Below are 12137 nucleotides of genomic sequence, written 5' to 3'. Positions count from 1 at the left end.
GTCTGCCACGGCAAGCGCTACAACCGCGACACGCTCGCCGTGCACTACAAGGGCAAGAACATCGCCGAAGTGCTCGAGATGCCGATCGAGGAGGCAGCCGATTTCTTCGAGCCCATCCAGGCGATCCACCGCTACATGAAGACGCTCGTCGACGTCGGGCTCGGGTACGTGCGGCTGGGCCAGTCGGCGACGACGCTCTCCGGCGGCGAGGCGCAGCGCGTCAAGCTGGCGACCGAGCTCCAGCGTCGCAGCAACGGGCGCAGCATCTACGTGCTCGATGAGCCGACCACGGGTCTGCACTTCGAAGACGTCCGCAAGCTCCTCGAGGTGCTCAACGGCCTGGTCGACAAGGGCAACACGGTGATCGTCATCGAGCACAACCTCGACGTGATCAAGTCGGCGGACTGGGTGATCGACCTCGGACCTGAAGGCGGTTCCGGCGGTGGCCAGATCGTCGCCACGGGTACCCCGGAGCAGATCGCCCGCGTCGAGGCGAGCCACACCGGGCTGTTCCTCGGCGAGATCCTGGGTGAGGGGCGCTCCGCGCGGAAGGCCAGCTGATGGCCGATGTGCTGTCGTACAAGCCGAGGCCGGGGGAGATTCCCACCGACCCCGGCGTGTACCGCTTCCGCGACTCTGCCGGCCGGGTGCTCTACGTGGGCAAGGCGAAGAACCTGCGTCAGCGTCTGTCGAACTACTTCGCACCGTTGCGCACGCTGCATGAGCGCACCCGTCGTATGGTCACCACCGCCTCGTCCGTCGAGTGGACGGTGGTCCCCACCGATGTCGATTCGCTGCAGCTCGAATACATGTGGATCAAGGAGTTCGATCCGCCCTTCAACGTGCGTTACAAGGACGACAAGTCCTACCCGTTCATGGCCGTGACTCTCGCGGACGAAGCACCCCGAGTGATCGTCACCCGCAACCGCAAGATCCCCGGCGCACGGTACTTCGGTCCGTTCCCGAAGGTCTGGGCGGTGCACGAGACCATCGACCTGATGATCAAGGTCTTCCCGATCCGCACATGCAGCGACTCCAGCTACCGGCGTGCCATGCAGACAGGCCGTCCGTGCTTTCCCGGGCAGATCGGCAAGTGCGGGGGCCCCTGCTCGATGACAGTGAGCATCGAGGAGCACCGTGCCATGGTCGACGACTTCGTCGCCTTCATGGCAGGTGGCGATGAGCGTTTCACCCGCGAGCTCACGAAACGGATGCTGGCGGCATCCGCGGCGATGGACTATGAAGCAGCGGCCAAGTACCGTGACAAGCTCTCGGCGATCGAAGCCGTGCTGGGCAAGAGCGCACTGGTCCTCCCCAGCGACGAGGACGCCGATCTGTTCGGGATCGCGGAAGACGAACTCGCCGCCGCAGTCCAGCACTTCGTGATCCGTGGCGGCAGGGTGCGTGGTGTGCGCGCCCTGACCATCGAGAAGGAGATCGACATCTCCAGCGGCGAGCTCGTCGAGCAGGTGCTGCAGCAGGCCTACGGAGAGGCGCAGGACGTTCCGCGTCGGATCCTGGTTCCGACACTGCCCGATGACGCCGCGGAGCTCGAGGTGTGGCTGCGTGAGCGCCGCGGCAAGAAGGTCGAGATCGCGGTCGCGCAGCGCGGCCAGCGTGCCGACCTCATGCGGACCGCCACGCTCAACGCGCAGCAGGCACTGATCCGGCACAAGACGCGACGCACGACCGACTATGTCGCTCGAACCCAGGCGCTGACCGACCTGCAGGAGGCGCTCGGCATGGACGAAGCACCGCTGCGCATCGAGTGCTTCGACATCTCCCACCTCGGTGGCACGAATGTCGTCGCGTCGATGGTGGTGTTCGAAGACGGGCTTCCCCGTAAAGACCAGTACCGGTCGTTCAACATCGCCGAGACGACCGACGACACCGATTCCATGTACCAGGTGCTCCGTCGCCGTCTGGCCTACCTCGATCGTCCCGAAGAGCCCGAGGCCATCGACCCGACGACCGACGAGGTCGTGGCGGAAGACGTCGGGGAGGCGACGGTGCGACGCAAGCCCCGATTCGCCTATCCGCCGCAGCTGCTCCTCGTCGATGGGGGACAGCCGCAGGTGGAGGCCGCGGCCCGAGCGCTCCGCGACGCCGGACACACCGAGATCGCGGTCTGCGGCATCGCCAAGCGTCTCGAGGAGGTCTGGCTCCCCGGAGAGGACTTCCCCGTGATCCTGCCCCGCACGAGCGAAGCCCTGTACCTTCTGCAGCGCCTGCGCGACGAGGCGCACCGGTTCGCGATCACGCATCAGCGCAAGAGGCGGCGCAACGACATCGGCTCGGTGCTCGCCGAGGTACCGGGACTCGGGGCCTCCCGCATCAAGGTGCTGCTCAAGCACTTCGGTTCGGTGACCGCTCTCCGCGCCGCCGAGCCGGAACAGATCGAAGAAGTCCAGGGAATCGGTCCCGTGCTCGCTCAGAACATCCACACGCACCTGTCCACTCGCTAGGCTGGAGGCCGAGGGGGAGAGGGAGCACTGAGCAATGACTGACGGGGAGAAGGGCGAGTTCCTCATCGTCACGGGAATGTCCGGCGCAGGTCGGACGACGGTGGCGAACGCACTCGAGGATCTCGGCTGGTACGTCGTCGACAACCTGCCTCCGCAGATCCTGCGTCCGCTGCTCGATCTGACCGATATGGGCGGCACTGCTCTGCCGAAGGTCGCGGCGGTCGTCGATGTGCGCGGACGCAACCTCTTCGACGACTTCCCCGGCGTGGCGCGCGCACTGCGCTCCCGCGGTTCCGTTCGCGTGCTCTTCCTCGACGCGTCCGACGACGTCCTGGTACGTCGGTTCGAGTCCGTGCGGAGACCGCACCCGCTGCAGGGCGAAGGTACCCTGCTCGACGGCATCCGCATCGAGCGAGCCCGGCTCGCGCCGATCCGGGAAGCAGCCGACCTGGTGATCGACACGTCGACGCTCAACATCCACCAGCTCGCCACCCAGGTCTCCGACATCTTCTCCGAGGAGGGGGAGGCGCGACACCGGGTCACGTTGCTCAGCTTCGGGTTCAAGTACGGGCTGCCGACGGATGTCGACATCGTCGCGGACATGCGATTCCTGCCGAACCCGTTCTGGAACGAGGAGCTGCGGGGCCTGACGGGGCAGGACGAAACTGTTCGCGAGTACGTGCTCTCCCGGGATGGCGCGATGGAATTCCTGGACGCCTACTCCGCGGCGCTGGTGCCGGTGCTCGAGGGATATCAGCGCGAGAACAAGAGTCACTCGACGATCGCGATCGGCTGCACGGGGGGAAAGCACCGCTCCGTCGCCATGTCGGAGGAGCTGTCGCGCCGCCTCGCCGCGATCCCGGGCGTCGCCGTGAACGTCCGTCACCGGGACCTGGGCCGAGAGTAGCGGGCCGTCCGGCCGAGTAAGCTGGACGTTTGCGTCGCGATCCGGCGCGTGAACGTGAAGGAGTGTCGTGGCACTAACCACCGACGTCAAGGCCGAGCTGGTCAGCATCCGCAATGCACCCCCGACGGTGCGAGTCGCGGAAGTGACCGCCATCCTCCGGTTCGCCGGTGGTCTGCATTCGATCGCCGGTCGCGTGGCCGTGGAGGCCGAGGTCGACGCGGAGACCCTTGCACGCCGCGTCGCTCGTGACCTCGCCGAGATCTACGGTGTGCGACCCGAGATCGCCCAGGTCCAGTCGAGCACCGCGAACGACGGCGCACGCTGGGCGGTGCGCGTGATCGCACAGGGGGAGACCCTCGCCCGTCAGACCGGTCTGCTCGACCAGCGTCGGCGCCCCGTGCGCGGACTGCCCAACCGACTCACCACCGGCTCGCGAGCCGAGGTCGCCGGGCTCTGGCGCGGTGCCTTCCTCGCCGCAGGATCCCTGAGCGAACCCGGACGCTCGGCCATGCTCGAGGTCGTCTGCCCCTCGTCGGAGGCCGCGATGGCCCTCGTCGGGGCAGCGCACCGCCTCGGAGTCGCCGCCAAGGCACGCGAGGTGCGCGGAATGCCCCGTGTCGTCGTGCGCGAGGGCGAGGCGATCCGCACGATCCTCAACGAGATGGGTGCACAGAAGACCGCCATCGCGTGGGAGGAGCTCCGCCAGCGCCGCGAGGTCCGTGCCGGCGTCAACCGCCTGGTGAACTTCGACGACGCGAACCTCCGCCGCTCCGCGCAGGCCGCCGTCGCCGCGTGCGCACGTGTCGAGCGCGCGCTCGAGATCCTCGCCGACGAGGTGCCCGACCACCTCAAGGTGGCCGGCGAGCTTCGTCTGGCGCACCGCGACGCCAGCCTCGACGAGCTCGGCCACCACGCCGACCCGCCCCTGACGAAGGACGCCGTCGCCGGCCGCATCCGCCGCCTCCTGGCGATGGCCGACAAGCGCGCGCAGCAGGAGGGCATCCCCGGAACGGAAGCCGCGGTCCCCGTCGGACTCGACGTCTGATCCGCCTCTCGACCAAGACCCGCCGACCGGCCCCCGGACGGCGGGTCTTTCGTCATACGACGGAAGGATCGGGGGCGCCGCCGCGTTGTCGTCAGTAGGATGAATCACGTCCGCTCTACGCCGCACATCGGCGGCGCGGAGGATCGGCAAGCGCCGCGGCGCGGCGCGGATTGGATGAAAGCGATATGGCGACCTACACGCTCCCCGACCTTCCCTACGACTTCGCAGCCCTGGAGCCGCACATCAGCGGCAAGATCATGGAGCTGCACCACGACAAGCACCACCAGGCCTACGTGACGGGTGCGAACACCGCACTCGACCAGCTCGCCGAGGCGCGCGAGAGCGGAAACCTCGCGAACGTCAACAAGCTCGAGAAGGACCTCGCCTTCAACCTCGGCGGCCATGTCAACCACTCGATCTTCTGGACGAACCTGTCGCCGAACGGCGGCGGTCAGCCCGAGGGTGAGCTGAAGGCGGCGATCGACGAGTACTTCGGCTCGTTCGAGAAGTTCCAGGCGCACTTCACGGCAGCGGCGACCGGCATCCAGGGCTCCGGGTGGGCGGTCCTCAGCTGGGATTCGATCGGCTCGCGTCTGATCATCCAGCAGCTGTTCGACCAGCAGTCGAACACCGCGCAGGGCACGATCCCGCTGTTCCAGCTCGACATGTGGGAGCACGCCTTCTACCTCGACTACCTCAACGTGAAGGCCGACTACGTCAAGGCCGCGTGGAACATCGCGAACTGGGAGAACGTCGCCCAGCGCCTCGAGGTCGCCCGCAAGCAGACGAACGGCCTGCTGGTACTGTCGTAATCGGGTCGCGTCCCGACGGGCCACGGCTCGTCGGGACGCCCTCTCAGCCAAAAAACCCCGCGCTCCACGCGTGCTGGAAAGCAGCGTGCAGTGCACGAGAAACAGGGAGACCTGAGTGTCTGTCAAGATCGGTATCAACGGCTTCGGCCGCATCGGACGCAACTACTTCCGCGCGGCTCTCGCGCAGGGAGCGGACCTTGAGATCGTCGCCGTCAACGACCTCACCGACAACAAGACCCTGGCGCACCTGCTGAAGTACGACTCGGTGGGCGGCGTCCTCGACGCCGAGATCAGCTACGACGATGAGAGCATCACCGTCAACGGCAAGACGATCAAGGCGTTCGCCGAGCGCGACCCCGCCAACCTCCCCTGGGGTGAGCTGGGCGTCGACATCGTCATCGAGTCCACCGGCTTCTTCACCAAGGCTGAACTCGCCAAGAAGCACATCGAGGCCGGCGCGAAGAAGGTCCTCATCTCGGCCCCGGGCACCGGTGTCGACGGCACGTTCGTCATGGGCGTGAACGAGGACACGTACAACCCGGAGACCGATCACATCATCTCCAACGCCTCCTGCACGACGAACTGCCTCGCGCCGCTCGCCCAGGTCTTCAACGACGCGTTCGGCATCGACCGCGGCTTCATGATGACGGCTCACGCGTACACCGCCGACCAGAACCTGCAGGACGGCCCGCACAGCGACCTGCGTCGTGCACGTGCTGCCGCGATCAACATCACGCCGGCGTCGACCGGTGCTGCCAAGGCCATCGGCGAGGTGCTCCCGGAGCTCCAGGGCAAGCTCAGCGGCTCGTCGTACCGCGTTCCGGTTCCGACCGGCTCGATCGTCGACCTCACCCTCATCACCGACCGTGAGAACCTGACGGTCGACGAGGTCAACGAGGCGTACAAGAAGGCCGCTGCCGAGGGTCGCCTCGCCGGCTACCTCCAGTACAACGAGGACCCGATCGTCTCGAGCGACATCGTGCACAACCCGCACTCGTCGATCTTCGACTCGACGCTCACCAACGTGAGCGGCAACCTGATCAAGGTCTCCAGCTGGTACGACAACGAGTGGGGATACTCCAACCGTCTCGTCGACCTGACCGAGTACGTGGCCGAGCGCCTCTAAGCTCAGACACATGACTCTGCGCACCCTGGACACTCTGGGGTCGCTCGAGGGCAAGCGCGTCATCGTCCGTTGTGATCTCAACGTCCCCCTGCGGGACGGGATCATCACGGACGATGGCCGTGTCCGCGCCTCGTTGCCGACCCTCAACGCACTCATCAACGCGGGCGCCCGTGTTGTCGTGTGCTCTCACCTCGGGCGGCCGGACGGTGCGCCCGACCCGAAGTACAGCCTGGAGCCGGTGGCCCAGCGCCTGTCCGAGCTGCTCGGTGCCCCGGTCGCGTTCGCATGCGACACGGTCGGCGAGTCGGCGAAGGACGCCGTGGAGTCCCTCGAGGACGGCGGAGTCGTCGTCATCGAGAACCTGCGGTTCAACCCGGGGGAGACCTCGAAGGACGACGCCACCCGTGCGGCTTTCGCGGCTGAACTCGCGGAGCTCGGCGATGTGCTGGTCTCCGATGGGTTCGGGGTCGTGCACCGCAAGCAGGCGAGCGTCTACGAGCTCGCCGAGCTGCTCCCGTCCGCGGCCGGTCTGCTGATCGCGACCGAACTCGACGTGCTCGACCGTCTGACCGAGAATCCCGAGCGTCCGTACGCGGTCGTGCTCGGCGGCTCCAAGGTCAGCGACAAGCTCGGCGTCATCTCGCACCTGCTGCCGCGCGTCGACAAGATCCTCGTCGGCGGCGGCATGCTGTTCACCTTCCTCAAGGCACAGGGTCACGCCGTGGCGTCGAGCCTGCTGGAAGAGGACCAGCTCGAGACCGTTCGCGGCTACATCGCGGAGGCGGCGGAGCGTGGCGTCGAGCTCGTGCTCCCCACCGACGTCGTCGTCGCCGCATCCTTCGGCGCCGATGCCGCGCACGAAGTCGCTGCAGCCGATGCCATCGAGTCCACGCCGTTCGGTGCCTCCGGCATCGGCCTCGACATCGGCCCGGAGACGGCGGCACGTTTCGCCGAGGTCATCCGCGCGTCGAAGACCGTGTTCTGGAACGGCCCGATGGGCGTGTTCGAGTTCCCGGCGTTCGCGGCGGGTACCAAGACCGTGGCGCAGGCGCTCACCGAGGTCGACGGCCTCAGCGTCGTCGGCGGCGGCGACTCCGCGGCGGCCGTGCGGCAGTTGGGCTTCTCCGACGACCAGTTCGGTCACATCTCGACCGGCGGCGGCGCGAGCCTCGAATTCCTCGAGGGCAAGAAACTACCTGGGCTGGAGGTCCTCGGATGGGCGTGAACTCCCGTACCCCGCTGATCGCGGGAAACTGGAAGATGAATCTCGACCACCTGCAGGCGGTCGCGTTCGTGCAGAAGCTGCACTGGACGTTGAAGGACGCGAAGCACGAAGACGGATCGGTGGAGGTGGCGGTCTTCCCGCCGTTCACGGACATCCGCAGCGTGCAGACGCTCATCGACGCGGACAAGATCCCGTTCGCGCTCGGTGCGCAGGACGTCTCGGCGCACGACTCCGGTGCGTACACCGGTGAGGTGTCGGGGGCGTTCCTGGCGAAGCTCGATGCGAAGTACGTCATCATCGGTCACTCCGAGCGCCGTGAGTACCACTCCGAGGGTGACGACATCGTGGCTGCCAAGGTGAAGGCTTCGCTCAAGCACGGACTGGTGCCGGTGATCTGCGTCGGCGAGACCGCGGGCGACCTCGAGAAGTTCGGCGCCAGTGCGGTCCCGGTGTCCCAGCTCGAGGCCGCGCTCGAGGGCGTCTCGCCGAAGGCGGACATCGTCGTGGCGTACGAGCCCGTGTGGGCGATCGGCTCCGGCCAGGCAGCGACCCCGCAGCAGGCGCAGGATGTCTGCGCCGCGCTGCGAGCCGTCGTCGCGAAGGTCCTGGGCGACGAAGCGGCTGCGCGCACGCGCATCCTCTACGGCGGCTCGGTGAAGTCGGGCAACATCGCCAGCTTCATGCGCGAACCCGATGTGGACGGCGCTCTGGTCGGCGGGGCGAGCCTCGTCGTGGACGAGTTCGCCGCGATCATCCGCTTCGAGAAGCACGTCGGCGTGTGAGTGCAGCGGGGCTTCGGCCCCGCTGCACCGTATACTTGACCGTTACGGGGGCGCTCCGGCCCCAGCGAAAGGCTCTTTCTCGTGGCAATTCTCGAGTTCGTCCTGCAGGTCGTGCTGGGCATCACCAGCGTTCTGCTGACCCTCCTCATCCTCTTGCACAAAGGCCGCGGCGGTGGCCTGTCCGACATGTTCGGTGGAGGCATGACCTCAGCGGTCGGCTCTTCCGGGCTCGCGGAGCGGAACCTGAACCGCTTCACCGTCGTCCTGGCTCTGACGTGGTTCGTCTCCATCGTCGCGCTGGGCCTCATCACGAAATTCGAGGTCATCTGATGGCTACCGGAGGAAACGCTATCCGCGGCACCCGTGTCGGCTCAGGCCCCATGGGCGAGCAGGACCACGGCTATCACGCAGACCGCATCGCGGTCTCGTACTGGGACGGTCTCGGCAACGAGACCGTGCGCTACTTCGCCGCCGGTCTCCCCGAAGAGGAGATCCCGGAAACGATCGATCACCCGCAATCGGGTCTTCCCGCCGGTCGCGACAAGGAGAATCCTCCTGCGCTCGCGAAGGCGGAGCCGTACAAGACGCACCTCGCCTACGTGAAGGAGCGTCGTACCGACGAGGAAGCCGTCCAGCTTCTGGACGACGCACTCACGCAGCTGCGCGAGCGCCGGGGCCAGTGACCTCGGTCTGACATCGAAGAAGCCGCCGCGAGTCATCGCGGCGGCTTCTTCCGTACCCTGACACCGTCTTCAGCGGCAGCCCGCTGCGGCGTCGATGTAGTTCTGCGGGGGATAGCCGTACGCCCACACCCCGTTGGCGTCGTCGGTGTAGCCCATGCTGATGGCCCACGCGGTCGCCCACTTCTCGATGCTGTCCTGGGTGGACGAGTCGTACATGCTCTGGCACTTCACGCTGATCGCGTGCCCCACCTCATGGGCGACGAGCGCCTTGCTCCGTGTCGAGGGCCACTGCTCCGCGACCGAGTTCGAGAGCTCGATCGTCGCGCGCCCGGATTCTCCCCACCACCAGGTGGTGTACCCGCCCATGCTGCCGTTGTAGCCGGCCCCGCTCACGACCGGCGACCAGTCGAAGTCGAGGAGCACGCCGGGAGCGAGGGACCGCGCGAAGGCCTCGATCTCGAGCCGCGCGTTCAACAGCGGGCCCGACTTCTCCGCCAGTTCCTCGCCCTCGGTGGCGACGACCCGCGCGGCCGCGTCCTGCAGGGAGACGTAGGCGGTCGCCGCATCCTCATCCACCATCGTCGCGGCGATTGCTTCGGCGGCCGCGTCGCGCAGGGCGATCACGGCCTCGTTGCGGGCGGAGAGGTGCGCGGCCTCGAACGCCGGAGCGGCCGCACCGGCGGCGTTGATCACGGCCAACCCACTCTCCACCACAGCCTCCTGCGTGTCTGCCGTCTCCGCGGAGGCGACAGCGAGCTCATCGGACAGCACGTCGAGATCGTGCCGTCGCTGTTCCAGCTCCGACGTTGCGCCGAACAGTTCCCAGAACCAGCCCGGTTTCGTGCCCACCCCGGCGATCTCGGTCGCGACCACGGCGTCGGCCTCGGAGGCGGTGGTGGTGCCGTCGGCGAGCGCTGAGGCGAGCCCCGCCTGCACCTCCTCGGGCACCGCGATCGGCTGGTTTCCTCCGGCGAGGATCTGTTCCGCCGCCCCGGTGACCGCACGGAGGCCCGCGATCTCTTCACGGACCTGCGTCTTCGTGGTCGACGTGGCCTCGGCGGTGTTCCCGTATCGCGACAGCGCGTTGTCGTACCCGAGGTTCGCCGTCACCTGAGCGAGTGCCAGCCCTGCGATCACGGCCGCTCCGCCGAGCAGTCCGAGGACCACGCCCGTGTGCTTCTTCCGTCGCGGCGATGCAGCAGCAGTGGGGGGACCGGCGGAGAGCAGGACGGGCAGCACGTGCCCGCCCGGGAGCGGCGCCGTGCCCGTCGCGGTCTGGAAAGGGGGCCGGTCGGTCACGTCGTGCCCATTCGATGATGCCTTCCGGTCGGAGACTGCGTGCAGCGATGCTGACAGCGTATTCGACGGGCGGACGCGAGCCGGAGAAGGTCACGGGGAATGCGAGAAGGCCCCCACCGATGGTGGGAGCCTTCTCGAGCGGAGGGGCTGACGGGAATCGAACCCGCATCATTAGTTTGGAAGACTAAGGCTTTACCACTAAGCTACAGCCCCGGATCCGGACCTTCGGAAAGGTTCGGTACCGACTCATCGACTATACCGGACTCTGGCGCATGCTCTGGTCCGTTAGACTCGGTGGGGCTGAATCCGCGTGCGGATTCCCCGGGGCGTAGCTCAGTTTGGTAGAGCGCCCGCTTTGGGAGCGGGAGGTCGCAGGTTCAACTCCTGTCGCCCCGACACAGCCCCCACGGACCTTACAGCCGCGAATCGAAGCGGAAATCACAAGGAGAACACACCAGCATGGCGAACAGCACCGTCGAGAAGCTGACCCCGACCCGGGTCAAGCTCACCATCACGGTCACCCCGGACGACCTCAAGCCCAGCATCGCTCACGCGTACGAGCACATCGCTCAGGACGTGCAGATCCCCGGCTTCCGTAAGGGTAAGGTCCCGGCTCCGATCATTGACCAGCGCATCGGTCGTGGCGCCGTCATCGAGCACGCCGTCAACGAGGGCCTGGACAAGTTCTTCCGCGAGGCGACGGTCGAGCACAAGCTGCGCGTCGTCGGCCGTCCGGCTGCCGACATCACGCAGTGGCCGAACGAGAAGGACTTCTCGGGTGACCTGCTCGTCGACATCGAGGTGGATGTCCGCCCCGAGATCGAGCTTCCCTCCTACGACGGCATCACCGTGACGGTCGACGCCGTCGAGGCCGATGACGCCGCGCTCGACGCCGAGCTCGACAACATGCGCGCGCGCTTCGGCACGCTGGTCCCGGTCGACCGTCCGGCCGCCAAGGGCGACTTCGTCGAGCTCGACCTCGTCGCGACGATCGACGGTGCCGAGATCGACCGCGCCGAGGGCGTCTCCTACGAGATCGGTTCCGGCGAGCTGCTCGAGGGCATCGACGACGCGATCGAGTCGCTCACCGCCGGTGAGGACACCACCTTCCGCTCCGCTCTCGTCGGTGGCGACCACGCCGGCTCCGAGGCCGAGGTCTCCGTGACCGTCAAGGCCGTCAAGGAGCGCGAGCTCCCCGAGGCCGACGACGACTTCGCGCAGATCGCGAGCGAGTTCGACACGATCGCCGAGCTCCGCGAGAGCCTGGCCGAGCGCGTCGCTCAGCAGGGCGTCTTCACGCAGGGCTCCGCCGCGCGCGACAAGCTCGTCGAGGTGCTGCTCGAGCAGATCGAGATCCCCGTTCCGCCGCAGCTCATCGAGGACGAGGTGCACAACCACCTCGAGGGCGAAGGCCGTCTCGAGGACGAGGTGCACCGCGCCGAGGTCACCGAGGCGAGCGAGAAGCAGTTCCGCACGCAGGTGCTGCTCGACACGATCGCCGAGCAGGCCGATGTGCAGGTCTCGCAGGAAGAGCTCAGCCAGTACCTCATCCAGTCGGCTGCGCAGTACGGCATGGCTCCGCAGGAGTTCGTCGAGGCGCTGCAGTCCTCGAACCAGCTCCCGGCGCTCGTCGGAGAGGTCGCGCGCAACAAGGCCCTCGCGATCGCGCTCGGCAAGGTGAAGGTGGTCGACAGCAACGGCAAGGCCGTCGATCTGTCCGACTTCATCGTCACCGACGACGACGCCGAGTCCGCCGAGGCCGAGGAGAAGCCGGCCAAGAAGGCTCCGGCCAA

The 12137-nt window shown here is 67.3% G+C and carries 12 protein-coding genes and 2 tRNA genes; 12 read left to right on the top strand and 2 right to left on the bottom strand.

From position 1 onward, the window contains the following. The 10 genes from B2869_RS16810 to B2869_RS16765 form a co-directional block, all read left to right on the top strand. Positions 1–561, top strand: a 561-nt coding sequence (locus B2869_RS16810; protein WP_292769071.1) for an ATP-binding cassette domain-containing protein, incomplete at its 5' end; no start/stop codon positions are given. Further along, on the top strand, positions 561–2465 hold the full coding sequence (gene uvrC, locus B2869_RS16805; RefSeq protein ID WP_167253906.1) for an excinuclease ABC subunit UvrC: 1905 nt from the start codon (positions 561–563) through the stop codon (positions 2463–2465). The genes B2869_RS16810 and uvrC, both read left to right, overlap by 1 nt. Before the next feature lie 34 nt (positions 2466–2499). Continuing rightward, a complete protein-coding gene (rapZ, locus tag B2869_RS16800; RefSeq protein WP_021201519.1) occupies positions 2500–3372 on the top strand; it encodes an RNase adapter RapZ in 873 nt (290 codons plus the stop codon). A gap of 67 nt (positions 3373–3439) precedes the next feature. Beyond that, on the top strand, positions 3440–4417 hold the full coding sequence (whiA, locus tag B2869_RS16795; RefSeq protein ID WP_017830285.1) for a DNA-binding protein WhiA: 978 nt from the start codon (positions 3440–3442) through the stop codon (positions 4415–4417). Positions 4418–4602: 185 nt separating this feature from the next. Beyond that, positions 4603–5229 carry a superoxide dismutase gene (locus tag B2869_RS16790; protein ID WP_021201518.1) on the top strand — a complete coding sequence of 209 codons (627 nt, stop codon included), beginning with the start codon at positions 4603–4605 and terminating at the stop codon, positions 5227–5229. 115 nt (positions 5230–5344) lie between these two features. Further along, a complete protein-coding gene (gene gap / locus B2869_RS16785) occupies positions 5345–6355 on the top strand; it encodes a type I glyceraldehyde-3-phosphate dehydrogenase (RefSeq protein ID WP_021201517.1) in 1011 nt (336 codons plus the stop codon). Between the two features lie 10 nt (positions 6356–6365). Next, entirely contained in the window at positions 6366–7580 is a 1215-nt protein-coding gene (locus B2869_RS16780) for a phosphoglycerate kinase (RefSeq protein ID WP_292769061.1), read from the top strand. Continuing rightward, positions 7571–8362, top strand: coding sequence for a triose-phosphate isomerase (tpiA, locus tag B2869_RS16775; protein ID WP_017830290.1), 792 nt, complete (start codon positions 7571–7573; stop codon positions 8360–8362). Before B2869_RS16780 ends, tpiA begins: the two co-directional genes overlap by 10 nt. 81 nt (positions 8363–8443) lie before the next feature. Then, positions 8444–8692, top strand: a complete 249-nt coding sequence (gene secG, locus B2869_RS16770) for a preprotein translocase subunit SecG (protein ID WP_017202783.1) — start codon at positions 8444–8446, stop codon at positions 8690–8692. After that, on the top strand, positions 8692–9045 hold the full coding sequence (locus B2869_RS16765) for an RNA polymerase-binding protein RbpA (RefSeq protein WP_017830291.1): 354 nt from the start codon (positions 8692–8694) through the stop codon (positions 9043–9045). The genes secG and B2869_RS16765 overlap by 1 nt, the downstream gene beginning before the upstream one ends. Positions 9046–9114: 69 nt before the next feature. Here the strand turns inward: B2869_RS16765 and B2869_RS16760 are convergent, their stop codons facing one another. Both B2869_RS16760 and B2869_RS16755 read right to left on the bottom strand, forming a co-directional pair. After that, complete coding sequence (locus B2869_RS16760) at positions 9115–10344, bottom strand: hypothetical protein (RefSeq protein WP_292769049.1); 1230 nt, start codon at positions 10342–10344, stop codon at positions 9115–9117. A 142-nt stretch (positions 10345–10486) separates the two neighbouring features. Further along, a tRNA-Gly gene (locus B2869_RS16755) sits at positions 10487–10557 on the bottom strand. Positions 10558–10666: 109 nt separating this feature from the next. Here B2869_RS16755 and B2869_RS16750 point away from each other — a divergent pair. Then, positions 10667–10740: transfer RNA gene (locus B2869_RS16750), tRNA-Pro, on the top strand. A gap of 63 nt (positions 10741–10803) precedes the next feature. Next, on the top strand, positions 10804–12137 hold a 1334-nt coding region (gene tig, locus B2869_RS16745; protein ID WP_292769046.1), incomplete at its 3' end, for a trigger factor.

The sequence above is a fragment of the Microbacterium sp. UBA3486 genome (assembly GCF_002377845.1).
GTDB classification, from domain to species: domain Bacteria; phylum Actinomycetota; class Actinomycetes; order Actinomycetales; family Microbacteriaceae; genus Microbacterium; species Microbacterium maritypicum_A.
Note: the sequence above shows the minus strand (reverse complement) of the source record. Positions and strands in the feature narration are given on the sequence as shown.

What these genes read in the sequence shown, in the direction of transcription:
- uvrC (WP_167253906.1), top strand. Translation starts at nt 561, where the DNA reads ATGGCCGATGTGCTGTCGTACAAGCCGAGGCCGGGGGAGATTCCCACC.
- tpiA (WP_017830290.1), top strand. Translation starts at nt 7,571, where the DNA reads ATGGGCGTGAACTCCCGTACCCCGCTGATCGCGGGAAACTGGAAGATG.
- rapZ (WP_021201519.1), top strand. Translation starts at nt 2,500, where the DNA reads ATGACTGACGGGGAGAAGGGCGAGTTCCTCATCGTCACGGGAATGTCC.
- B2869_RS16765 (WP_017830291.1), top strand. Translation starts at nt 8,692, where the DNA reads ATGGCTACCGGAGGAAACGCTATCCGCGGCACCCGTGTCGGCTCAGGC.
- B2869_RS16780 (WP_292769061.1), top strand. Translation starts at nt 6,366, where the DNA reads ATGACTCTGCGCACCCTGGACACTCTGGGGTCGCTCGAGGGCAAGCGC.
- B2869_RS16790 (WP_021201518.1), top strand. Translation starts at nt 4,603, where the DNA reads ATGGCGACCTACACGCTCCCCGACCTTCCCTACGACTTCGCAGCCCTG.